This window comes from Sphaerisporangium melleum, assembly GCF_014646695.1.
In the GTDB taxonomy this organism is placed as follows: Bacteria; Actinomycetota; Actinomycetes; order Streptosporangiales; family Streptosporangiaceae; genus Sphaerisporangium; species Sphaerisporangium melleum.
In genome coordinates this window covers 38,894-62,750 of sequence record NZ_BMNT01000011.1, presented here as the reverse complement: position 1 = coordinate 62,750, position 23,857 = coordinate 38,894, and the positions used below count along the sequence as shown (strand labels likewise).

The 23,857-nt window shown below is 71.0% G+C and carries 20 protein-coding genes and 2 riboswitches; of the genes, 4 read left to right on the top strand and 16 right to left on the bottom strand.

Annotation, left to right across the window (positions count from 1 at the left end):
• Window positions 1–13 precede the first annotated feature (13 nt).
• Window positions 14–1,120, top strand: coding sequence for a DNA integrity scanning diadenylate cyclase DisA (gene disA / locus IEY93_RS11595; RefSeq protein WP_189163015.1), 1,107 nt, complete (start codon window positions 14–16; stop codon window positions 1,118–1,120).
• A 131-nt stretch (window positions 1,121–1,251) separates the two neighbouring features.
• Window positions 1,252–1,404 (top strand): hypothetical protein, encoded by a 153-nt coding sequence (locus IEY93_RS11590; protein ID WP_189163014.1) that lies wholly within the window; start codon window positions 1,252–1,254, stop codon window positions 1,402–1,404.
• Window positions 1,405–1,428: 24 nt separating this feature from the next.
• Here the strand turns inward: IEY93_RS11590 and IEY93_RS11585 are convergent, their stop codons facing one another.
• The 9 genes from IEY93_RS11585 to IEY93_RS11545 form a co-directional block, all read right to left on the bottom strand.
• Window positions 1,429–2,109 carry a hypothetical protein gene (locus IEY93_RS11585; RefSeq protein WP_189163013.1) on the bottom strand — a complete coding sequence of 227 codons (681 nt, stop codon included), beginning with the start codon at window positions 2,107–2,109 and terminating at the stop codon, window positions 1,429–1,431.
• 115 nt (window positions 2,110–2,224) lie between these two features.
• A complete protein-coding gene (locus IEY93_RS11580; protein ID WP_189163012.1) occupies window positions 2,225–3,091 on the bottom strand; it encodes an HhH-GPD family protein in 867 nt (288 codons plus the stop codon).
• Window positions 3,092–3,290: 199 nt separating this feature from the next.
• A complete protein-coding gene (locus IEY93_RS11575) occupies window positions 3,291–4,235 on the bottom strand; it encodes a sugar phosphate isomerase/epimerase family protein (RefSeq protein WP_189163011.1) in 945 nt (314 codons plus the stop codon).
• Between the two features lie 461 nt (window positions 4,236–4,696).
• Window positions 4,697–7,243 (bottom strand): ATP-dependent Clp protease ATP-binding subunit, encoded by a 2,547-nt coding sequence (locus tag IEY93_RS11570; RefSeq protein WP_189163010.1) that lies wholly within the window; start codon window positions 7,241–7,243, stop codon window positions 4,697–4,699.
• A gap of 312 nt (window positions 7,244–7,555) precedes the next feature.
• Window positions 7,556–7,891, bottom strand: a complete 336-nt coding sequence (locus tag IEY93_RS11565; protein ID WP_189163009.1) for a histone-like nucleoid-structuring protein Lsr2 — start codon at window positions 7,889–7,891, stop codon at window positions 7,556–7,558.
• A 118-nt stretch (window positions 7,892–8,009) separates the two neighbouring features.
• Entirely contained in the window at window positions 8,010–8,159 is a 150-nt protein-coding gene (locus tag IEY93_RS11560) for a hypothetical protein (protein WP_189163008.1), read from the bottom strand.
• Between the two features lie 287 nt (window positions 8,160–8,446).
• Entirely contained in the window at window positions 8,447–9,175 is a 729-nt protein-coding gene (locus IEY93_RS39340) for an RDD family protein (protein ID WP_189163007.1), read from the bottom strand.
• A 166-nt stretch (window positions 9,176–9,341) separates the two neighbouring features.
• On the bottom strand, window positions 9,342–10,640 hold the full coding sequence (locus IEY93_RS11550) for an RDD family protein (protein WP_189163006.1): 1,299 nt from the start codon (window positions 10,638–10,640) through the stop codon (window positions 9,342–9,344).
• 116 nt (window positions 10,641–10,756) lie between these two features.
• Window positions 10,757–11,302, bottom strand: a complete 546-nt coding sequence (locus tag IEY93_RS11545; protein WP_189163005.1) for an amino-acid N-acetyltransferase — start codon at window positions 11,300–11,302, stop codon at window positions 10,757–10,759.
• A 370-nt stretch (window positions 11,303–11,672) separates the two neighbouring features.
• Window positions 11,673–11,880, top strand: a riboswitch (cyclic di-AMP (ydaO/yuaA leader).
• Between the two features lie 5 nt (window positions 11,881–11,885).
• Here IEY93_RS11545 and IEY93_RS11540 point away from each other — a divergent pair.
• Window positions 11,886–12,956, top strand: coding sequence for a C40 family peptidase (locus IEY93_RS11540; RefSeq protein WP_189163126.1), 1,071 nt, complete (start codon window positions 11,886–11,888; stop codon window positions 12,954–12,956).
• Between the two features lie 85 nt (window positions 12,957–13,041).
• On the opposite strand, the gene IEY93_RS11535 is transcribed toward IEY93_RS11540, so the two are convergent.
• From IEY93_RS11535 to IEY93_RS11515, 5 genes are all read right to left on the bottom strand, one after another.
• A complete protein-coding gene (locus IEY93_RS11535; protein ID WP_307784623.1) occupies window positions 13,042–13,233 on the bottom strand; it encodes a helix-turn-helix domain-containing protein in 192 nt (63 codons plus the stop codon).
• 642 nt (window positions 13,234–13,875) lie between these two features.
• A complete protein-coding gene (locus IEY93_RS11530; protein WP_189163003.1) occupies window positions 13,876–14,658 on the bottom strand; it encodes a type III pantothenate kinase in 783 nt (260 codons plus the stop codon).
• Window positions 14,658–17,210, bottom strand: coding sequence for an L-aspartate oxidase (locus IEY93_RS11525; protein ID WP_189163002.1), 2,553 nt, complete (start codon window positions 17,208–17,210; stop codon window positions 14,658–14,660). The genes IEY93_RS11530 and IEY93_RS11525 overlap by 1 nt, the downstream gene beginning before the upstream one ends.
• 125 nt (window positions 17,211–17,335) lie before the next feature.
• Window positions 17,336–18,118: a pantoate--beta-alanine ligase gene (gene panC, locus IEY93_RS11520; protein WP_229691068.1), complete on the bottom strand. Its 783-nt coding sequence runs from the start codon at window positions 18,116–18,118 to the stop codon at window positions 17,336–17,338.
• Window positions 18,119–18,521: 403 nt separating this feature from the next.
• The gene (locus IEY93_RS11515) at window positions 18,522–19,412 is read right to left on the bottom strand and encodes a Rossmann-like and DUF2520 domain-containing protein (RefSeq protein WP_189163001.1); all 891 of its coding nucleotides are present in this window, start codon (window positions 19,410–19,412) and stop codon (window positions 18,522–18,524) included.
• A gap of 421 nt (window positions 19,413–19,833) precedes the next feature.
• Between IEY93_RS11515 and IEY93_RS11510 the strand changes: the two genes are divergently transcribed.
• A complete protein-coding gene (locus IEY93_RS11510; RefSeq protein WP_189163000.1) occupies window positions 19,834–20,823 on the top strand; it encodes an SAM-dependent methyltransferase in 990 nt (329 codons plus the stop codon).
• 7 nt (window positions 20,824–20,830) lie between these two features.
• On the opposite strand, the gene IEY93_RS11505 is transcribed toward IEY93_RS11510, so the two are convergent.
• Both IEY93_RS11505 and IEY93_RS11500 read right to left on the bottom strand, forming a co-directional pair.
• The gene (locus IEY93_RS11505; protein WP_203968578.1) at window positions 20,831–22,033 is read right to left on the bottom strand and encodes a cytochrome P450; all 1,203 of its coding nucleotides are present in this window, start codon (window positions 22,031–22,033) and stop codon (window positions 20,831–20,833) included.
• A gap of 181 nt (window positions 22,034–22,214) precedes the next feature.
• A complete protein-coding gene (locus IEY93_RS11500; RefSeq protein WP_189162998.1) occupies window positions 22,215–23,039 on the bottom strand; it encodes a TerC family protein in 825 nt (274 codons plus the stop codon).
• A 484-nt stretch (window positions 23,040–23,523) separates the two neighbouring features.
• A riboswitch (SAM riboswitch) is annotated at window positions 23,524–23,639 on the top strand.
• Window positions 23,640–23,857 lie beyond the last annotated feature (218 nt).

The window sequence follows — 23,857 nt, the reverse complement described above, 5'->3', positions numbered from 1 at the left end:
CGCCGCCGGTAAAATGGCGACGTCAGCGACCATCGGGGGCCATGTGGCGAACACCAACAAGGGGATGGACGAGCGTCGGCGGGCCACTCTCGCCATGCTCGCTCCGGGCACCGAGCTGCGAGACGGCTTTGAGCGCATTCTGCGCGGGCACACCGGCGGCCTGGTCGTCCTCGGCTACGACCAGCGGGTCGATGAGGTGTGCACCGGAGGCTTCACGCTTGACGTCGAGTTCTCCGCCACCCGGCTGCGCGAGCTGGCCAAGATGGACGGCGCCATCGTCCTCGACCGCGCCGGCCGCAAGATCCTGCGCGCGGCGGTCCACCTCGTCCCCGACTCCTCGCTGCCCACCGACGAGTCGGGCACCCGCCACCGCACCGCCCAGCGGGTGGCCCGGCAGACCGGCTACCCGGTCATCTCGATCAGCAAGTCGATGCGCATCATCGCCCTCTACCTCGACGGCGTGCGTTACGTCCTGGAGGAGTCGGCGGCCATCCTGTCCAAGGCCAACCAGGCGCTCGCGACCCTAGAGCGCTACAAGATGCGGCTGGACGAGGTCAGCGGCACGCTGTCGGCCCTGGAGATCGAAGACCTCGTCACCGTGCGCGACGTCGCCGCGGTCGTGCAGCGCCTGGAGATGGTGCGCCGCATCGCCGGCGAGATCGAGGGGTACGTCGTCGAGCTGGGCGTCGACGGACGTCTGCTGTCCCTCCAGCTCGCGGAGCTGGTCGCCGGGGTCGAGGAGGACCGCGACCTCATCATGCGCGACTACGTGCCGCGCGGGACGCGCATGGTGGGCGAGGCGCTCGCCGAGCTCGACCTGCTGTCCCCCTCCGACCTGCTCGACCTCTCGGCCGTCGCCCACGTGCTCGGCCACGACGGCTCCGAGGCGCTGGAGGCGCCGGTCAGCCCGCGCGGCTTCCGCCTGCTGGCCAAGGTGCCCCGGCTGCCGACGAGCGTCGTGGACCGCCTGGTGGACCACTTCGGCGGCCTGCAGAAGCTCCTGGCGGCCAGCACCGACGACCTGCAGTCGGTGGGCGGGGTCGGCGAGGCGCGGGCCCGCAACGTCCGCGAGGGCCTCTCCCGTCTGGCCGAGGCCTCCATCCTCGAACGCTACGTCTGACCTCGCCGTTCACCCGGACGGCAGCGTTCCGCCCGCCCGGCCGGATGCCCGGATGGGACTGCTTCAGCGCCGGCGGCCATCCAGACCAAGGCGACATGCGTCTCACTTTTCACCCTGGAACAAGGAGACCCATGACGCACCAGCAACCGCACGGCATCGGCCACCACCAGCACATGCCGGCCCCCTACCAGCCGCAGGCGCAGATGCCACAGCCGTACGGCTATGCGGGTATCCGCCCCAGCACGGCCGCTGAAGCGGATGTGCCCTCCACTGCGGAGATCTGATCGCGCGCAGGGGACGGGCCTGGTTCAGCGGAGGTGGAAGACGACCTTCGAGCTCTTCAGGGGGCCCAGGCGGGCGGTCGCGACGTAGGTGCCCCTGCGGGCCTCCGGGCGGGCCGCGCGGCAGTCGGGCGCCGACCGGCGGCGATCCCAGCCGACCGTCCGGACGTGCGGCACTCCCCGCTCCAGACGGCGGACGTCGGCGCCCTCGCCGCTCACGCAGTCGGCGGTGGACCACACGCGGTCGGCGCCGGAGGTGACACGCACCTCGACCGCCCTCGGGCCGACGTCCACGGTGCAGCCGGACCGGCCGAGGTTGACCACGGTGAGCAGGAAGCTGGGAGCGCGCCCGCCGGCGTAGACCTCCGCCTCGGTGACCAGGCCGACCACCAGATCGGCCTGGTCGCACCGGCCGCCCGGGCGGCGGCTGCGACGCGGGGTCGGCGAGGACGTGGCCGCTGTGGCGGTCGCGGCGGGCGATGGCACGGAGGGCGCCGTCTCGGGCACGACCGTCGTGCTCGGGGCCGGGCCCGGCCCGGTGGCGCCGTCGGAGGAGGGCCGGCCGCCCGCGCCGCCGGACGCGCTGGAGCAGGCCCAGGCGATGACGGCCACGACGACGAGCGCGCCGGTGAGCACCGACACCCTGCGGCGCCAGTAGACCTCCGGCCCTTCCACTCCCACGTCGCCACGGAACGTGTCCGGATCCATACGAACAGTATGCTGACTCGCCACCCGCCGCAGGCGTCGATTACCCCGATCTCCGCCGAGCCCGTGGGCCCGCCACCCGGCAAATCCCCGCACACCCCCCAAGCCTGGGGACGGCTCAGGTGGGGAGGCGGTAGGTGCCGTCGGGGAGCGCCTCGGCCAGCCCGTCGGCCACCAGGCCGTCGAGGGCGCGCTCGCGCTGCGGCGCGTCGTCCCACACGGCGTCCAGCGCCTCCTTGGGCACCGCGCCGTGGGCGTCCCGCAGCACCGCCAGCAGCCGGCCCCGGCACTGCCGGTCGGTGCCGGCGTACGTCTGGCCGCGCCGTTCGGGGCCGTCGTAGGCGGGGCGCCCGGCCAGCCGCCAGGCGCACGAGACGGCGACCGGGCAGTCGGCACAGCGCGGCGCGCGGGCCGTACAGACCAGGGCGCCGAGCTCCATGACGGCGACCGCCCAGCGCGGAGCGTCCAGACCGGGCACCAGGGACTCGGCGAGCCTGCGCTCGGCCGTCGTGGTCGCCTTCGGCGGGTACTCCTCGCCGCGCACCGCCCGGGCCAGCACCCGCCGCACGTTGGTGTCCAGCACCGCGTGGCTGCGGCCGTAGGCGAAGCTCGCGACCGCCGCGGCGGTGTAGTCGCCGATGCCGGGCAGCCGGCGCAGCTCGTCGTACCCGGCGGGCACCCGGCCGTCGTGGTCGGCCGTGATGGCCCGGGCGCACGCGTGCAGGTTGAGGGCACGTCGGGGGTAACCGAGGCGTCCCCAGTGGCGCACCGCCTCGCCCGGCGGCTCGGCGGCCAGTGCGGCGGGGGTGGGCCAGCGCTCCATCCACTCGATCCACACGGGCAGCACGCGGGCCACCGGCGTCTGCTGCAGCATGATCTCGCTCACCAGGATGCCCCACGGCGTGGCGTCAGGGTGCCGCCAGGGGAGGTCCCGGGCGTTCTCGGCGTACCAGTCGAGGATGGGAGCGTGCAGTCCGGCGGCCACGCCCCGAGCCTACTGCTCCCGCGTCACCCCGGACGCTCCATGATCCGGTGCCCGCCGGCCGCGTCCGCCCCCGCTGCGCCGTCACGGTGCCGTACCGGTCGATTCCGCTCACCTGCGGCGGCGTCATGCTCAGGCCCGCACCTCTCCCGTGCACCACCGCGCCGACCGGCCGAGGGAAGGTGCAGGCGGGCGAGCGGGGTCAGGCGGCGAGTTTGAGGCCGAGGGCGGTGAGGTTGCGGCGGGTCCAGTCGAGCTCGTCGGCGAGGCTGGCGACGAGCGCGGCCGGGCCCTGGCCCTTGGCCGGGCCGGCCAGGCCGTGTGACTCGACCTCGATGTGCGCGCCGCCCGTCGTCGGGGCCGACAGGATCGCGGCCAGGGCGTTCTCCAGGATGGACTCGGTGGCCGGCGCCTCACCGGTGTGGTTGTGGACGTGGCCGAGCTTGACCACCGCGGCGCCGGCGGCGACAACGCCGCGCAGGGCGGCACCGGGCTCCTCGACGCCGCAGGTCAGGTGGCAGGCGTCCAGGCACACCCCGAGGTATTCGGAGTCGATGCCGCACACCCGCTCCACCGCCTGCTCGGTGGTCTCCAGGACGCAGCCCGGCCAGGGCTGGAAACCGACCCTGATGGTCTTGCCGGTGACGCTGTGCAGGGAGCGCAGCTCACGCGAGAGCCGGTCCAGCCGGCGGGATGCGATGGTGTGCAGATCGGCCGGCCAGTCGCGCCGCCAGCCGATGGGGATGGTCGAGATGCTGCCGAACCGTACGTCGTCCGGCAGCAGGAAGGCGAGGATGCGCGCGAGGGACATGGTGTAGCGGTACCGCTCGGGCTTGGCCCAGTCGGGGCCCGGGCTGTCCTGGCCCATGCCTCTGCCGCCGGCGCCGTTGAGGCTGACGACCTCCAGTCCGCGCTCCTCCAGCGAGCGGCGCAGCCGGACCAGCTCGATGCGGTCGGCCACCAGGTGGTCCACGACACCGGGGGCGAGCCACAGCCCGATGCCCAGCCGGTCCACACCGAGCCGCCTGCGCACGGGCACGGCGTACCGGGTGAGATGGGCGATGAGGTTCTCCAGGTCCTCCGCGGGGTGGACGCCCGCGTTGTAGGACAGATGAACGAGCGTGCCGTCCTCGTGACACAGGCGCATGTCAGGTGCCTCCCAGGGGTACTACTCTGCTTGTCGGACCTCGCCGCCGCAGGTCGCGCCGCGGTCTCGGCGCACGCGGCATCGCCCTCCCTGCCAGGAATCCGGCCTGGCACGACCGAGGGCGCCGGACGGGCGGACGCCTCCGCGTCCTCCCGGCGGCCGATCCCCGGCTACATCCGTGCGGGGATCTCGGCGACGGCGCTCACCGCTCTCGGTCGATCTTGTGAGCCATGTGCGCATGACTCAAGACCCGATTCGCTCTACAGAGTGTAGTACTACTAACGGTGGTGTCATAGCGGTTACCGTCAAAACGATCTCAGGAAATGCGAAGGACCCCCAGCGATCATGGTCGCGGGGGGTCCTACCGCTTTCGCGGCCGGCCGTTCAGGCCGTCTGGGGTCGTACCGTCGTCACGGCCGCGTGGTCGTCATGACCGCGTGGTCATCACGGCTGTGCGGTCGCTACGCCGAGCGGTCGGCCGGCCTGGCCGAGACGCCGGCCCGGCTGCTCGCCGGCTCGGCGATGGCCGCGGCGGAGTCGGGGATCTCGGGCTGGGCCTTCTGCTCACCGGTGAAGGTGAACTTGGCCTCCTCACCCTCGCCCTCGATCGCGATCTTGACGATCTGGCCGGGGCGCAGGTCGCCGTACAGGATCTTCTCCGACAGCGTGTCCTCCAGCTCGCGCTGGATGGTACGGCGGAGCGGCCGGGCGCCGAGCACCGGATCGTAGCCGCGGTCGGCCAGCAGCTGCTTGGCCTCGGCGGTGAGCTCCAGGCCCATGTCGCGGTCCTTCAGGCGGGCGTCCACCTGGGCCAGCATCAGGTCGACGATCTTGATGATCTCGACCGGAGTGAGCTGGTGGAAGACCACGACGTCGTCGACGCGGTTGAGGAACTCGGGCCGGAAGTGCTGCTTGAGCTCCTCCTGGACCTTGGACTTCATCCGGTCGTAGTTGCCCTCGACGTCGTTGTTCTTCGCGAACCCGACCCCGATGCCCTTGGAGATGTCCCTGGTGCCGAGGTTGGTCGTCATGATGATGACGGTGTTCTTGAAGTCGACGACGCGGCCCTGGGCGTCGGTCAGGCGACCGTCTTCCAGGATCTGCAGCAGCGAGTTGAAGATGTCCGGGTGCGCCTTCTCGATCTCGTCGAACAGGACCACGGAGAACGGCTTGCGCCGGACCTTCTCGGTGAGCTGGCCGCCCTCTTCGTACCCGACGTAGCCGGGCGGGGAGCCGAACAGCCGTGAGACGGTGTGCTTCTCCATGAACTCGGACATGTCCAGCATGATCAGCGCGTCCTCGTCCCCGAAGAGGAACTCGGCGAGCGCCTTGGACAGCTCGGTCTTACCGACACCGGACGGACCGGCGAAGATGAACGAGCCACCGGGACGGCGCGGGTCCTTCAGGCCCGCACGGGTGCGGCGGATCGCGCGGGACAGCCCCTTGATGGCGTCGTCCTGGCCGATGATCCGCTTGTGCAGCTCGTCCTCCATGCGGAGCAGCCGCTGCGACTCCTCCTCGGTCAGCTTGAAGACCGGGATGCCGGTGGCGGTCGCGAGGACCTCGGCGATGAGCTCCTCGGTGACCTCGGCCACGACGTCCATGTCGCCGGCCTTCCACTCCTTCTCACGGCGGTCGCGCTTGAGCTGGAGCTGCTTCTCCTGGTCGCGGAGCGCGGCGGCCTTCTCGAAGTCCTGCGCGTCGATCGCGGACTCCTTGTCGCGGCGCACCTGGGCGATCTTCTCGTCGAACTCGCGCAGGTCCGGCGGCGCGGTCATGCGGCGGATGCGCATGCGCGAGCCGGCCTCGTCGATGAGGTCGATCGCCTTGTCCGGCAGGAACCGGTCGCTGATGTAGCGGTCGGCGAGCTGGGCCGCGGCCACGAGCGCCGCGTCGGTGATCGTCACGCGGTGGTGGGCCTCGTAACGGTCGCGCAGACCCTTCAGGATCTCGATCGTGTGGCTCAGCGAGGGCTCGGCGACCTGGATCGGCTGGAAGCGGCGCTCGAGCGCGGCGTCCTTCTCCAGGTGCTTGCGGTACTCGTCGAGCGTGGTGGCACCGATCGTCTGCAGCTCGCCGCGGGCCAGCATGGGCTTGAGGATGCTGGCGGCGTCGATGGCGCCCTCGGCGGCACCGGCGCCGACGAGGGTGTGCAGCTCGTCGATGAACAGGATGATGTCGCCGCGGGTGCGGATCTCCTTGAGGACCTTCTTCAGGCGCTCTTCGAAGTCACCGCGGTAGCGCGAGCCCGCCACGAGCGCGCCGAGGTCGAGAGTGTAGAGCTGCTTGTCCTTCAGCGTCTCGGGCACCTCGCCCTTGACGATCTTCTGGGACAGGCCCTCCACCACGGCGGTCTTGCCGACGCCGGGCTCTCCGACCAGAACGGGGTTGTTCTTGGTCCTGCGGGACAGGACCTGCATGACCCGCTCGATCTCCTTGTCACGCCCGATCACCGGGTCCAGCTTGCCCTCGCGGGCGGCCTGGGTCAGGTTCCGGCCGAACTGGTCGAGCACAAGGGAGGTCGACGGTGCGGACTCCTGCGGGCCTCCAGCGGCCGCCGGCTCCTTGCCCTGGTAGCCGTGGAGCAACTGGATGACCTGCTGGCGCACCCTGTTGAGGTCGGCACCAAGCTTCACCAGCACCTGAGCGGCAACGCCCTCGCCCTCACGGATGAGGCCCAAGAGGATGTGCTCTGTGCCGATGTAGTTGTGACCCAGTTGCAAGGCCTCGCGGAGCGACAGCTCAAGGACCTTCTTGGCGCGCGGGGTGAAGGGAATGTGCCCCGACGGCGCCGACTGCCCCTGGCCGATGATCTCCTCGACCTGCTGGCGCACACCTTCAAGACTGATGCCGAGGCTCTCAAGTGCCTTGGCGGCGACACCCTCGCCCTCATGGATCAAGCCAAGAAGAATGTGCTCAGTGCCGATGTAGTTGTGGTTGAGCATCCGGGCCTCTTCCTGGGCCAGGACGACAACACGCCGTGCGCGGTCAGTGAACCTTTCGAACATCTCGTCGCTCCTCACAGAGCGGTCAGGCAGCTCGGGATATCCGGGCCCGCCGCATCCGCATGCTAGCCCCGACCGGTGACCGCTCTAGACAGGAGACGTTCCCCGAGAGCAGGGCGTTCACGCTCCATCCAACTACTGTTGGGGGGTCACATGTTCCCACTACGCCGCAAGCGAACGACGTTTAGCACCGGCGTTTTACGTGAAGTCCCGGACCGCGCCCCGGACGATCACTCCGGCATAACTCGATCATCCGGCTATGGCGGCGAATCACGGCCTGCCGCCGCCATAGCCCGATGATCTCCAAAGAGCCCGTCAGTGCGCCGCTTCGTACTGCTCGACCACGGAGGACGCAATACGACCGCGCTCGCTGACGGAGATCCCGTGGGCCTTCGCCCACGCCCTGATCTCCGAGCTCTTTTCCCGAGACGGACGCTGACCACCGCCCCGCTTGCGGCCCCGGGCGCTGGTGGCACCCTCGGCACGGCGGGCGTGGGAGACGAAAGACGCCAGCGCGTCACGCAGACGCTTGGCGTTATCGCCGCTCAGGTCAATCTCGTAAGCGGAGCCATCAATCGCGAAGGTGACAGTCTCATTGGCCTCGCCACCATCGAGGTCGTCGATGAGTATCTTCTGGATCTGCGTGGCCATCTGGCAATCCTTTCGCAGAGCATTGTTCGATTCAACAGCCAAAGATATACCCGCTAACCCCGGCTGACAATTCGCGGAACCCACAGCTTCAGAAGGCGCGCGGGGCCCGGGCCGTCGGTCAGTCCGAAGAAGCCTCGGACGACTTCTCCGGAGGCTCCGCTTCCTGGCGCGGCCCTCCCGCCTCGGAACGGAACAGCTTGACGACCGCGATGATGACCACCGCCGCGACCACCAAGGGTGGTATCAACGCGGACAATACATCGTTCATTGATCCTCGCTCCACGCGGGGGGTGGCATTCCGGCACCTCCCACGTTAATTGTCACACGAGACTCCCTCGCTCCGTGCCATGGTCGGCTGATCCGGGAGTCACGATCCGACTCTAGCCCCACAGGAGGTCAGCGGGGTTGCCGGGCGGGGACCAAAGCCGCCCACGGACCGTTCCACGGCATTCTCCGTCTCTCCAGCCGTCTTACCGGATGCCCGGGGAAAGGTGATCGCGTGGAAAACACGGACGGGGCGGCCGCAGCGCGGCCGCCCCGTCAATAAAGCCGATCTCAGGCTAGAGCCTTGACGACAACCGTGCCCGCGACCTTGTCGTGCGGGCCCTGCCGTAGCGGCTTGTCGGTGAGGATAAGCACACCGAGGACGAGGACGAAGATGCCGGCGAGCGTGCCAAGGAGGGGAATGCCGTACAGCACCATCACGCCCGGGAAGATAGCGCTGCGCTTCAGCAGGGCCGCCGAATCAAGCGGAGCGCCGCCGACGCCGGCCAGCCGGATCTTCATCACCTTCTTGCCGATGGTCCGGCCGTCCTTGGAATGGAGCAGGTAGTCATAGACGGCGTACGCGCCGTAAGCGATGATCCCGGCGACCAGGGCCGGAATCACCGATGCGCCGCCCAGCGCGGCCGCCGGATCGGCCCTGATCTCCTCGGCCGACGGCACGAACATCGGCGCCAGGATGAAGCTGACGATCATGTAGAGCACGAAGGGGACGAGGGAGTCGATGATCCGCGCGACCCACCTCTCCCACCACAGCGCCAGCGGCGCCGGGGCGCCCGGGGGCAGCGGCTCGCCATAGGGGGCGCCGTAGCCGGCCTGCGGGGCTCCGTAGCCCTGCGGACCACCGTAGGGGCCCTGCGCGGCCCCCTGGCCACCCTGAGGAACACCGCCATGGCCCGCGTTCTGCGGCGGGGCGTACTCGCCGCCCCTCGGAGCCGCGTACGGGTCACCGGCCCCTGGCGCGGGACCGTGCGGACTCCCGGGGGGTGGTTCTGTCGTCATGTGATCACCTTTCGCGACAGGCGCAGGACGCTACGGTTCGTGCAAGGTCCTATCGCACATAGAGGGATGTCCGTTACCTTTTCCGGAACTTCACCCATCGCGACGCGTCGGGCACGGAACGCGAACGGGGCCGGAGGATGCCCCTCCGGCCCCGTCGACCAACGCCTTACTTGATCTTCACCACGATGGTGCCGCCCACCTTGTCGTGCAGGCACTGCTGAAGCGGCTTGTCCCAGAACTGCCACAGGACGTTCACCAGGTAGAAGATGTAGGTCAGGAACCCGACGAACGGGACCCACGACAGCAGCTGCGGGCCGAACAGCACGCCGGCCCGCTTGACGGCGGCGTCGGAGGTCAGCCCGCCCTCGACGGTGCCGCCCACCGGGACGACCTTGATGCCCATGACGATCTTGCCCACGGTCTGGCCGCGCTGCTTGAGCATCAGGAACTCGTAGGCGATCCAGATGGCACCGCCGACGAGCGCGGTCAGCAGGGTGGCCACGAAGAGCCCGCCGCCCTGGGTGATCGCCCCCGTGGTGGGGTCGAAGCTCGCCTGGGTCACGATCACCGCGGTCACCACCGCGCTGATGATGAAGTACGGGATCCCCAGGATGACGCCGTCGATGATGCGGGCGACCAGGCGCTGCCACCACTCCGCCAGCGGCGCGGGAGCGCCCGGCGGCTGCACGCCCTGCACGCCGTACGGCTGCTGGTAGCCGGGCGCGCCGTACCCGGGCTGGCCGTACTGCTGCTGGCCGTAACCCTGCTGCCCGTACTGCGCCGGCTGCTGTTGCCCGTACTGCTGCTGCTGGCCATAGGACCCCTGCTGGCCGTACTGGGCCTGCTGGTCGTAGCCGCCCTGCTGGCCGCCGTACTGGGCCTGCTGGTCATAGCCCTGCTGGTCATAGCCCTGCTGGCCGTACTGCGGCTGCTGCCCGTACTGCTGCTGCTGGCCGTAGCCGCCCTGACCGTAGGAGCCCTGCTGACCCTGCTGACCCTGCTGGCCGTACTGCGGCTGCTGCCCGTAGCCCTGCTGCGGCTGCCCGTAGGCACCCGTGCCGCCCTGCTGGCCCTGCTGGCCCTGCTGTCCGTAGGAGCCCTGCTGGCCGTAGCCCTGACCTGTGTCCTGACCGTAGGAGCCCTGCTGGCCCTGCTGCCCGTACTGCGGCTGCTGCCCGTAGCCTCCCTGGCCCTGCTGGCCCTGCTGGCCGTACTGCGCCTGGGGCTGCTGGGGATAGCCCGGCTGCCCGTAGGCGCCCGTGCCGCCCTGCTGTCCGTACGCCCCCTGCTGGCCGTACCCCTGCTGCGGATAGGCCGCGTTCTCCGAGGTCGGCTGGGGACGGTGGACGACGGTTACCTCCGGATCGATGCCCGGGGGGTTCTGCTGCCCATATTGCGCAGAACCGGACGACGAGTGCCCGTCGTCCGGTTCATCGCGTGGGTACGGCGGCTGTCCGGTGCTCACCGTGTCACCTCACTTCGGCTTCGCACGTGGCCTTCGGTCAGGCGCACATGCCATGGTGTTGCCAAGGTAGCGACAGCGGCATCAACAGTCACCTTTCCAGCGCGTCACTCCCGGCGTCAGGAGCGCGGCGCGAGGTGCAGCAGCATCCGCGTGTTGCCCAGAGTGTTCGGCTTGACGTGCTCCAGGTCGAGGAACTCCGCCACGCCCTCGTCGTAGGAGTCCAGCAGCTCGGCGTACACCTCGGGGGACACCGGGGTGCCCTGGATCGGCACGAAGCCGTGCCTGGCGAAGAAGTCGACCTCGAAGGTCAGGCAGAAGACGCGCCGAACCTCCAGCTCGCGCGCGGCGTCGATGAGGGCTGCGACGATCTTGTGGCCGACGCCCTTGCCGCGGCAGCTCACGTCGACGGCGACGGTGCGGATCTCGGCGAGGTCCTCCCACAGCACGTGCAGTGCCCCGCACCCCACCACCCGGCCGTCCCACTCGGCGACCCGGAACTCCTGGACGTCCTCGTAGAGCGTCACCGTGGACTTGCGCAGCAGCCGCGGCCCGTCGCCGGAGTAGGTGTCGACCAGTGCTCTGATGGCCCGGACGTCCGAGGTGCGGGCCCGCCTGACGACGGGCGCCCCCACGGCGGGTACCGGCTGCGCGGCCTGCTCCATGAGGCGTCAGCGTATCCGCCCGACCGGTGGCGATCGCTTCCGGCCTTTCCGGCCGAGGCCCAATATCGGCCCGACCGAAACCCCGACAGCCTTCCTTCCTGCATCACCACAAGTGATCGGAGAGGCACGGTCGGTACGCCGCGTCCGTGAGACGGGCCCGGGGAAACCCACAAGCCGCACCACCTGGGAATTCGCCGGGGAAGAACGGCCGACGGACGGGTTGTCGCAGCTCGGCGGGGTGACCGCGCCGCCCCGGGCGTGATCTCGCCGTAACAGGGCGGTTGTGCGACCTCTACAGATTTCTCAGTTCTGGTTGAGCAGGAACCTGAACTGCACTAATGTCCAGCGTCAATGTCGGCCATCGTCCACGATGGCCGCTCCGCCTAATTTCCGGCCGGCCCCCACCGCCGGAAAACCGGGGACCCAAAGGCAGGCGACGGGGATGATCTCCGGCGATCCCGCCACCCCTGGGGTGAATCCGAGAGGGAGGCGTCGAAACCTCCATGTCCAGGTGCTCGGTAGGGCTTCTCCGGCCCGAACCCGTCAGCTAACCCGGTAGGCGACCGAGGAGAGGAGCTCGTTGGTGCAGCCTAGGCGCACGCCTGGAGGACGCGCGGGCAGACACGCCCGCGAACGCGGATCCCGTTTCCGGCTCGGCGGAGCCGCGGGGCCGTCCTGGCGCCTGCCCCGCCGCATCGCGCTGGTCACCGCCGTGCTCACGGCCCTCACGTTCGGCTCGCCCCTGGTGGCGGCGACGGCCGAGCCCAAGCCCAGCCTCACCCAGCTGAAGAACCAGGTCGAGAAGCTCTACGAGCAGATCGAGTCGCTCACCGAGCAGTACAACGGCCAGCGAGAGCGGTTCAAGCAGGCGCAGCGCTCGGCCGAGTTGGCCAAGAAGACGCTCGCGAAGAGCGAGAGCGAGCTTGAGGACAAGCGCCGCAAGGCCGGGCTGTACGCCCAGGACGCCTACATGACCGGCGGCATCGGCAATCCGCTGGCCCTGGCCATGTCCGGCGACCCGGACGCCTACCTGGACCGGGTGGCCACGACCTACGCGTTGCAGTTGCAGCAGGGCGAGGAGGTCTCCCAGATCGCCAAGGCGATGGCCGCCGCCGAGCGCGCCAAGGCCGGCGCCAAGGCGCGCGAGGCCGAGGTCAAGAAGCTCGTGTCCGAGCTGTCGGCGCAGCGCGACAAGATCCGCGGCCTCATCGCCAAGACCGAGAACAACCTGTTCCGCCGTGCCCTCGCCAAGACCAGCGGCGCGTCCCGGGCGGTCAAGATCGATATCCCGATCCCCGGAGACGGCAAGGCCGCGCAGGCGGTGCGGTGGGCGCTCACCCAGCAGCTCAAGCCGTACGTCTGGGGCGCGGCGGGGCCGAGCTCCTTCGACTGCTCGGGTCTGGTGCTGTGGGCCTACCAGAAGGTCGGCATCAGCCTGCCGCACTACACCGGGGACCAGTGGACCGCCGGCACGCACGTGTCACGCGAGGACATGCGCCCCGGCGATCTGGTCTTCTTCTACAGCGACCTGCACCACGTCGGCATCTACATCGGTGGCGGCATGATGGTGCACGCGCCGCGCACCGGTGACGTCGTCCGGGTGGTGCCGCTCGGCAACCGTCCGTTCGCGGGAGCCGTGCGCATCGCCGACTAGCGTCGCCCGCGCGGGCGCGTCGCATGCGGAGGTTCCGCTCGGCGCGCCGCGCGCGAAGGCGCCGCCCGACGGGGTGGCACGGGTGTCAGATGAGTCGGCGTCGCGCCGCCCAGGCCACGGCCTCGATGGCGGTGGCGACGCCTATGCGGTCGCAGATGCCCCGCAGGCGGCGTCGCACGGTGCGGCCGCTGACGTCGAGCCGCCGCCCCACCCGGTCGACGGTCACGCCCTTGGCCAGTTCGGCGAGCAATAGAAGATCATCGTCGCTCAGTCCCACACCGTCTGATCCCGAAGGAAAGCCATTCCCTCGGGAAACCAGATCCGGATACGCCATCGGGTGTCCTCCCCCACGACGAACTCGGCAACATACTGAATGCTTCGGCCCGCCCGTCAGGAACGTTAAACGCCGCGTTGAAAGGTCGTCAAGCTCCGACCTCGATACCCATGACGTTTGTGATTGACATACCACCGCATATGTGAACTACTCATGACATGTCCCCGACCCATCGGTTCGGGGTGATGCCGACGGAGATCACCAACGCCGGCGGGGCGGCCGGCGACGCGAGGGCGACCGCATCGCTGGTGGAGGCCGGGTTCACGGAGTGACCGCCCCCTGGGTGCCCTGCGTCGGGTATATGCCGCCGGCGTGCTATCCACCGAATTCGCCCGGCGAAACCGCTGCCGCTTTCTGCCCTTTTCCCCCGGCGCGGCCGACGGCGTAACATGCCCGCCACATCGGATTTGCCGGAGTGGATCATCATACGCGGTCCTATTCGGCGGACCTGGCCCGTGCGGTGACCGCCGGGACACCGGTTTTCCGATCTCCACCCCCCTCGATCACCGGCTCCGGCCCGGCGTCGCAGGGCACGGCGCGCCGCCATGATGGAGGCGCACCGGCTCGCCCGCTGCTACGGCCCGGTCAGGCGGTGTTGCGGTTGTAGATCAGCCGCAGCCCGATGAGCGTGAGCCAGGGCTCGTGCACGTCGATCGAACGCGCCTCGTTCACCAGCAGAGGCGCCATCGAACCGGTGGCCACGACCGTCACGTCGTCGGGGTCGGTGGCCAGCTCGGGGGCCATGCGCTCGACGATGCCGTCCACCTGCCCGGCGAAGCCGTAGATGATGCCCGCCTGGAGAGCCTCGACGGTGTTCTTGGCGATCACCGAGCGGGGGCGCACCAGCTCGACCTTGTGCAACTGGGCCCCCGCGGCCGCCAGGGCGTCCACCGAGATCTCGATGCCCGGAGCCGTCACCGAGCCGACGTACTCCCCCTTGGCCGACACCGCGTCGAAGGAGGTCGCGGTGCCGAAGTCGACGATGATGCACGGCCCGCCGTACAGGGTGACGGCGGCGAGCGCGTTCACCACGCGGTCACTGCCGACCTCCTTGGGGTTGTCCATGCGCACCGGCACGCCCGTGCGCACCCCCGGCTCGACGATCACGGCGCTGACGTCGCCGTAGTAGCGCCGGCACATCTCGCGCATCTCGTTGAGCACGGAGGGGACGGTCGAGCAGATGGCGATGCCGCTGATGTCGGCGTCCTTCAGCAACGGGCTCTGACCGAGCAGCCCCTGCAGGACGACCGCGATCTCGTCGGCGGTGCGCCGCGCGTCGGTGGCGAGGCGCCAGTGCTCGAAGACCTCCTCGCCCTCGAAGAGGCCGAGCACCGTGTGCGTGTTGCCGACGTCGATCGTGAGCAGCATCAAGCCCCCCGAAGGTCCAAAGCGATGTCGAGTGCGGGCGCCGAGTGGGTCAGCGACCCCACAGCAAGGTAGTCAACACCTGTCTCGGCGACCTCACGGGCGGATTCCAGGTCGAGCCCACCGCTGGATTCCAGCCGGGCCCGGCCGCCGACCAGCGCGACCGCGTGCGCGAGCTCCTCGATGGTGAAGTTGTCCAGCAGGATCTCCTCCGCCCCCTCGGCGAGCACCGGCTCGATCTGGTCGATGCGGTCGACCTCCACTTCGATCGGCAGGTCCGGGTAGGCCTGTCGTACCGCGCGGAACGCCTCGGCGACGCCGCCCGCCGCCACGACGTGATTGTCCTTGATCAGAGCCGCGTCCGACAGGGACATCCGGTGGTTCACCCCGCCGCCGCACCGCACGGCGTACTTCTCCAGGGCCCGCAGGCCCGGGAGGGTCTTGCGGCTGTCGCGGACCCGGGCGCCGGTGCCGCTCACCGCCTCGACCCAGCGGTGGGTCAGGGTGGCGACGCCGGACAGGTGGGTGAGCAGGTTGAGCGCGGTGCGCTCGGCGGTGAGCACGTCCCGTACGGGCCCGGCGACCGTCATCAGCACGTCACCCCGCTCCACCCGCTCGCCGTCCTTCACGTGGCGTTCCACGGTGAGCCGCCCCTGTGAGGAACGGTGGAACACGGCCGCGGCCACCGCGAGCCCCGCGACCACGCCGCCGGCCCGGGCCACCACGTCGGCCACCGCCGCCTGGCCGGCGGGCACCGTGGCGATCGTGGTGACGTCGCCCTCGCCGGTGACGTCCTCCTCCAGCGCGCCGCTGATCAGGGCGGTCACCGCGACGGGGTCCAGGCCCGCCTCCGCGAGGTCGGCCTCGATCTGGGCCGGTAGGCCGCCCGTCCGGTCGTCCTCGTGCTTGACGTAGGTCATGGTCAGTCCCTCCTCGGCCAGGGTCACGTCCAGGTGCCCCAGCCACCAGGCGTCGTCGCGTTCCGGGAAGTCCTCGCGCCAGTGGGAGCCGCGCGTCTCCTCACGGGCCCGGGCCGCGGTGACCACGGCCGTGGCCACGGTGAGCAGGTTGGTGGCCTCCCACGCCTCGGTGCACGGCTCGACGGCCACCGGAGTCCAGCGGGCGTCCAGCAGTCCGTGGCTCACCTCGGCCAGGCTCCGCCCGCTGCGCAGCACCCCCGCGCCGGTGCTCATGCGGGCCTGCACCCGCGGCCGGACCCGGGGATCGACCAGGCCGGTGGCGCGGCCGTCATCGACCGGCTCCCCGGGCGCGACCCGCGGCAGGCAGGCCAGGTCGGCCGCGATGCGCTCGGCGAAGACCAGCCCCTCCAGCAGCGAGTTAGACGCCAGGCGGTTGGCGCCGTGCACGCCGGTGCAGGCGACCTCACCGCAGGCGTACAGGCCAGGGACGCTCGTCCGGCCGTGCAGGTCGGTGCGGACGCCGCCGCTGGCGTAGTGCGCGGCGGGCGCGACCGGGATGAGCTCGCGCGCCGGGTCGATGCCGTGTTCCCGGCACACCGCGTAGATCGTCGGAAAGCGCGTGCGCCACTTCTCCTCGCCGAAGTGCCGGCCGTCCAGCAGCACGTGGCTCTCGCCGGTCTCCAGCATCCGCCGCATGATCGCCTTGGCCACCACGTCGCGCGGCGCGAGCTCGGCGAGCTCGTGGACCTCGGTCATGAACCGCCGCCCGGACGCGTCGAGCAGCACGGCGCCCTCGCCGCGCACCGCCTCGGAGATCAGCGGCTGCTGGCCGGTCGAGCCCTCCCCGAGCCACAGGACGGTCGGGTGGAACTGGACGAACTCCAGGTCGCGGAGCACGGCGCCCGCCCGCAGCGCCAGCGCCACACCGTCCCCCGTGGAGACCAGGGGGTTGGTCGTCGCCGCGTACACCTGCCCCATGCCGCCGGTGGCCAGCACGACGGCGCCCGCCCGAACGGCCCCCACGCCGTCCCGCGCGCCCTCGCCCATCACGTGCAGGGTCACCCCGCACGCGCTCCCGGAGGCGTCCTTGAGCAGGTCGAGGACCAGCGCGTGCTCGATGACCTCGATGCGGCCCGCCGGAGACCCGCCCGCGCGGACGGCCTCGGCCAGCGCGCGCTGCACCTCCGCGCCGGTGGCGTCGCCCCCGGCGTGGACGATGCGGTCTCTGCGGTGGCCGCCCTCCCTGGTGAGCTGCAGCTCGCCGTCGGGGCGGCGGTCGAACCGGGCACCATGCGCCATCAGCCGCCGCAGCGCGTCCGGTCCCTCGGTCACCAGTGCCTGGACGGCCTGCGTGTCGCACAGGCCGACCCCGGCGATCAGCGTGTCGCTCAGGTGCTCGGCCCAGGAGTCGGCGGGGTCGAGGGCGGCGGCGATGCCGCCCTGCGCCCACCGGGTGGAACCGGCCGACAGCACGTCCTTGGTGACGACCAGGACACGGGCGTCGGGCACCAGCTCGGCGTACCGCAGCGCCACCGTGAGACCGGCGATGCCCGAACCCACGACGACGATGTCGGCGCGGACGGTCCAGCCGGGCTCGGGCGCGGTGAGTCTGCGGGGAATCGGCGGATGGGTCATGGGGGCTCCCTTATTTCGTCAGAATGACGATAAAGCATGGGCCGCCGGCGTCGCCACACGGGGTCCCGACGCTGGTACAGGAGGTACGGGAGGGGCGCGGCGCCCTGGCACGGGGGGCAGGAGGGTCAGGAGGAGAGATCCAGGACGACGTTGTCGATGAGGCGGGTGGCGCCCACCTTGGCCGCGACCGCGAGGATCGCCTCGCCCCGGTGGTCCTCGGCCGCGGCCGTGAACGTGGCGGGGTCGACCAGGCTGAGGTAGTCGAGCACCAGCGGCGGGTCGGCGAGCGCGGCCTCGTCCAGCACGGCGTGGGCGGCGTGCAGGATGTCCTTGGGCCGGTCGTGCCGGGCGCCCTCGCGCAGCGCGGCCGACAGCGCCAGGGCCGTGACCCGGTCGGCCGGCGAGAGGTAGCGGTTGCGGCTGGACAGCGCCAGACCGTCCGGCTCGCGCACGGTGGGGCCGCCGACGACCGTCACCGGGAGGTCGAGGTCGGTGACCATCCGGCGGATCAGCGCGAGCTGCTGGGCGTCCTTCTGCCCGAAGACGGCGACGTCCGGGCGGACGAGGTTGAACAGCTTGAGCACCACGGTCAGCACGCCGTCGAAGTGCCCCGGCCGGAAGGCGCCCTCGACGATGGTGCCCATCTGCCCGGCGGAGACCCCGACCTGCCGGTCCGGGAGGTACATGTCGCCGGGCGCCGGGGCGAAGACCAGCTCGACGCCTTCGGCCGCGCACACCTCCAGGTCGGCGTCAAAAGTACGGGGATAGCGGGAGAAGTCCTCGTTCGGCCCGAACTGCAGCGGGTTGACGAAGACACTGACCGCCACGTGGTCGGCGTGCTCACGCGCCAGGCGGATCAGCGACCGGTGCCCCTCGTGCAGCGCCCCCATGGTCGGCACCAGCGCCAGCGTCCCGCCGCCACCTCCCGGGCCTGCCGCGCCTTCCGGCGTGCCGCCGGGCGGACCTACCTTCCGGACGGTCCCGGAACCACTCCGCGGGCCGGTCCCTGCGACGCCACGACCGCCGCTTCCGCCCTCGTCCGCGGTGCCGCCGTCACCGCCCGCCCTGGGGCCGCGGACGCCTGCCACGCCCAGCGCGGCCAGCGCCGCGCGCAGCTCCGAGCGATCACCGGCGACGATCACGTCCACGAGTTGCCTCCCTGCCACCGGGCCGACGCCCGGCCACCTTTACCCCGAATCCGCGCATCGCGAATCCTGGAATCCACGAAACCGCTCGGGACGCCCGAACGAGCGCCCGCTACGAGTGTGCCAAAGCCGTCCGCGAAAGCCCGCCCGCCCCCGCACCGCGGCGTCAGGCCCAGGTGTTGCCCTGGAGGGCGTCGAGCAGGCGTTCGGCCGCCTCCGGCTTGAGCAGCCCGGCCGCCAGCGCACGGTCGGCGGTGAGCCGCGCCAGGGCGACGTACGCGTCCGCGGCCTCCGGCGCGGCCAGGATGAGCGCGTCCACGTGCTTGCGGACGGTGCCCGCGTCGCCGCGCACGACCGGCCCGGTCAGGCCGGCCAGGCCAAGGCGCAGCGCGTTGTCCAGGGCGGCCCCGAGCAGCGGGCCGAGCATGCGGCCCGGGTGCTCGACGCCGATCTTGCGCAGCAGCTCCTGGGACTCGGCGATCAGGGTGACCATGTGGTTGGCCGCGCCCGCGAGCGCGGCGTGGTAGAGCGCGCGGTCCTCGTCGGCGATCCAGATCGGCTCGCCGCCCATCTCGATCACCAGGGCCTCCGCCACCGGCCTGAGCGGCTCGGGCGCGGTGACGCCGAACGAGCAGCCCACGATGCGGCGCATGTCGTCGTCCCGGCCGGTGAAGGTCATCACGGGGTGCAGCGCGACCGGTAGCGCGCCGGCGGCGGTCGCGGGGTTGAGCACGGCGAGCCCGTACGCGCCGCTGGTGTGCACGAGCAACTTCCCGCGCAGGTCGACTCCGGCGGCGGCGAGCCCGCCGACCAGACCGGGCAGCGCGTCATCGGGCACGGTCAGCAGCACCAGGTCGGCGCGGCGGACGACCTCGTCCGGCTTGGAGATGTCCACCCCGAGGCGGTCGAGCGCCCTGCGGCGCGAGGCGTCGGAGACCCCCGCCGCGGCGACGAGGTGGTGACCCGCCTGCGCGAGGGCCGCGCCGAGGACGGACCCGACGCGTCCGGCGCCGAGCACTCCGACCGCGAGCCGCCCGGGACGGTCGCTCGTCTGCATCAGAGGCTCGGCAGCGGTCCGGCGCCTTCGGGCGACCGGCGGACGATGCCCCTGACCAGGTTTCTCCGCACCCTCACTTCACGGGCTCCTTTCTCCGGGAAAGCCACTCCCCGAGGTCCCTCCAGGGAGCGGAGGAGTCATCACGTTCCCGACCAGGGTTCGAGGACCAGGCCAACAGTCAGCGTAACCGCCGCTCCGCCCCCGGTCCCGCCCGCCTCGCCACCGTCTCGGCACGCGCCCCCTGCGCCCCTCTCCCTGACACCCGTCATCCCCGTTCCGGCCCCCGGCTCCCTCGCTTCGGCGCCCACACAGATCCTGTCCGGCCAGGCCCGGGACAGGGGGATCGGCCGGGTGGTCGTCCACGGCTCACGGTCGCGGCCGGCGTTGTCCACAGGGTCACGCGATCGGTCCGGGCCTGGAGATGGAGTTGATAGCGTCCCGTCTCGTGTGGATCACCTGGCGCGAGGCCATGCAGCAGGCGCTCTACGGCGAGGGCGGGTTCTACCTCCGCGAGCGGCCCTCCGGTCACTTCCGCACGTCCGTCGGAGCCTCGCCGGCGTTCGCCGAGGCGGTGCTGCGCCTGCTCGCCGAGGTCGACGAGGCTCTCGGCCGCCCCGCCGCGCTCGATCTCGTGGACGTCGGCTCTGGGGACGGCGCTCTGGTGACCCAGGTGCTGCGCGCCGCCCCTCCCGAGATGGCCGAGCGGCTGCGCGTCACGGCCGTCGATCTGTCCCCGCCGCCCGCCGACCTGGACGAACGCGTCATCTGGACGTGTGACGTGCCCGCGGGGACCACCGGCCTGGTGGTCGCCAACGAATGGCTGGACAACATCCCGGTGGACGTCGCCGAGCAGACGCCCGACGGTCCACGCCTGGTGCTGGTCGATCCGGAGACCGGCCGCGAACGGCTCGGCGGCCCGCCGGAAGACCCGGACCTGCGATGGCTGGAGCGCTGGTGGCCGCTCCCGGTCGCCGGGCTGCGGGCCGAGCTGGGCCGGCCCAGGGACGAGGCGTGGGCAGGGGTCATCGACCGCCTGGGGCACGGCCTGGCGGTGGCCGCGGATTATGCACACCCTGTGGATAACCGCCCGCCGCTCGGCACGCTCACCGGCTACCGCGACGGAGCCTGCGTGGCCGCGATTCCCGACGGTTCCTGCGATATCACCGCACACGTGGCGCTGGACGCGTGCGCCGCGGCGGGCGAGCGGGCCGGCGCGATATCCACAACCCTGACCACGCAACGACAGGCGCTTCGCGATCTCGGCCTCACCGGCGTCCGCCCCCCGCTCGACCTCGCGACCACCGATCCGAGCGGCTATCTGCGCGCTCTGGCGCGCTCCGGCCAGGAGGCCGAGCTGATCGACCCCGCCGGCCTCGGCGGCTTCGGCTGGCTCGCCCAGCGCAAACCCTGACCCGCCGTCAGGTTGTGGTGATCTTGAGGGATTCGAGGCCGCGGATGACGTAGTTCGGCTTCCAGACCGGTTCCTCGGCGAGCTCGATCTTGGGCGCGGTCCTCAGGAGGGCGCCGAAGGATTCCACGAGCTCGACGCGCGCCAGGGGAGCGCCGAGGCAGAAGTGAATGCCCGCGCCGAACGAGATGTGCGGGTTGTCCTTGCGGCCGACGTCCAGCCGGTCGGGCTCGGCGAACACCTCCGGGTCCCGGTTGGCCGAGCCGAACAGCAGGGCCACCTCGACGCCCTTGGGGATGTCGACCCCGCCGATCGTGATGTCCTCCAGCACCCAGCGCTCGAACATCTGCAGCGGGGTGTCGTAGCGCATCAGCTCCTCGACCGCGCTGGGCAGCAGCGACAGGTCACCGCGCAGCCGCTCCAGCTCGCCGGGGTTGCGCAGCAGGGACCACCAGCCGTTGCCGGTCACGTTCACCGTCGCCTCGTGGCCGGCGTTGAGCAGCAGTACGCAGGTGCCGATGAGCTCGTCCTCGCTCAGCCGGTCCCCCTCGTCCACGACCTGGGCGAGCGCGCTGATCAGGTCGTCCCCGGGCCGGGCGCGGCGTTCGGCCGCCAGCGCGCGCAGGTAGTCCGAGAACTCCGTGGCGGCCCGCACCGCCGTGTGCTGCGCCTCCAGCGACGGCGCGAGCTCGTACATGCCGCAGATGTCCGCCGACCAGGGCCGCAACAGGTGCCGGTCGGACTCCGGCACGCCGAGCATCTCGGCGATGACCGTCACCGGCAGCGGTTCCGCCACCTCGGCGAGCAGATCACCACCGCCGCGTTCCACGAAGCCGGTCACCAGTTCCCCGGCGATGCGGCGCACTCGCGGGCGCAGCTCCTCGACCATGCGCGGGGTGAACGCCCTGGAGACCAGCCGGCGCAGCCGGGTGTGCACGGGCGGTTCCACGTCCAGCATCCCCGCCCGGGTCATCCGCCAGAACGGCTCCTGGAAGTCCGGTTCCGGCTCCCTGCCGAACTCCTCGTGCGAGGCGACGTGCAGGTACGACCGGCCGAGCCTGCGGTCGCGCAGCGCCGCGTTGACGTCCTGGTGCCGGGCGACGAGCCACTGCCCGGTCGGCTCGAAGAAGCTGACCGGCTCGTTCTCCCGGAGCCAGTGGTAGACGCCGTAGGGCTGGGCGACGAAGTCCGGATTCCAGGGATCAAATCGCACCAAGTCATCGTAGATGCAGATATCAGGCATGGCCCAGTCGCCGGCCCGATTCCCCTCCGCCTGCTGATCCGCCAATGCCGCGATCGCCCCATCCGGCCTCCGCCGGCCACGCTCCGCTCCCTGGTGCGAGGCCCGAAGCGGAGCACTGTGGCCGGTGGAGCCGGACGGGCGACCGGTCAGGTCACAACGTGTCGTCCGGCCTGGACGCGGGCGGGGCCGCCGGAGCCGCCACGGGAGAGGCCGAGGACTCGGGAGCGACGGCCTCCCCGTAGCGCTCGCGGAGTTCCACCGGCTGCTGGACGCCCGCCTTCCTGCGCGCCCGGATGTTGAGCAGTTCCACGACCAGCGAGAAGGCCATCGCGAAGTAGATGTAGGCCTTGGAGATGTGCTGATCGAAGCCCTCGGCGATCAGCACGACGCCGATGAGCAGCAGGAAGGACAGGGCCAGCATCTTGATGCTCGGATGCTTCTCGACGAACGCGCTGATCGGCCCGGCGGCGAACAACATGATCACCACTGCCACGATCACCGCTGCGATCATGACACCGATCTCGTCCACCATGCCGACGGCGGTGATGACCGAGTCCAGCGAGAACACCACGTCCAGCACCATGATCTGCAGGATCACCGCGGTGAACGACGCCGCCACCCGCCCGCTGGAGTGGCCCGACGCCCCCTCCAGGCTGTCGCCGATCTCGAAGGCGCTCTTGCCCAGCAGGAACAGCCCGCCCAGGATCAGGATCAGATCTCGCCCTGATATCTCATGGTCGAACACCGCGAACAGCGGCTCGGTCAGCCGCACCACCCAGGACAGCGCGAGCAGGAGCAGCAGCCGGCTCACCAGGGCGAGCCCCAGCCCGACCTTCCTGGCCCGGTCACGGCTCTCCGGCGGCAGCTTCCCGGCGAGGATCGAGATGAAGATGATGTTGTCGATCCCGAGGACGACCTCAAGGGCGACCAGGGTCAGGAATCCGATCCAGATCTCGGGGTTGGTGATCCAGTCCATCGCGCCTCCACGGCCGGCGTAACGTCACGTCGCGGCCCCAGGGGAGGAGACCGTCCCCTGTCAACGCGCGATGGTCGGCCGAAGTTCGCCTTTCGGATAACGAAGACCTACCGAAAACCCGCGAAATCGCCACCGCGAGGTCCGGCCTCGCATCGCCGCCTCGTCCCTGACCCTGGACGGTGGCGGCAGGCACTCACCCTGCACCAGGGAGGTCAGTGCCGAAGGGCGTCCGGCCGGGAGCACTCATGGGCACGGACTTGCACCGCATGGACCGCCGCGTCACGGCACCGTCCGCCATGGCCCGGGCGGACACCGGAATGAGCAACGGCGGGAGGCACCGGACGGGCCACACGTCGCCGCTACCAGGGCGCCGGACGGCGGGGGTGCCGCCGGGGCGGCTATGGGGGAACGCCACGAGTGTGGGACAGATCACGCCGGTCCGGAGGTTGCGGAGGCGCGGGGACCGCGGGTTATAGTCCCGGTAGGTCATGAGTGCCAGCACCAAGCCCCGGCTTGCTGGCCGGCAACCCTCGCGCTCGCGGCGGGGTGCCCCGGGTGAGGACCAGGTTCGGCACGAGGTGTGCCGGGCAAGCGCGGGCTCCGCCGTCCCAACGCCATGGCCGGGGTCCCCGACCTCTGGAGGCCGGCGTTGTCTGCTCTCACGATCCTGGAGAACTCCTCTTCCGCGGTGACCGGTACGTCCCCCGCCGCCACCGGCATCTCCCCCGCAGGTACCGAGACCTCGCCTGCCCGTACCGGCACGGCCACTCTCAGCGGCGCGTCCCCCGTCCAGGGCGGCGGCACGACTCTCGTCCCCG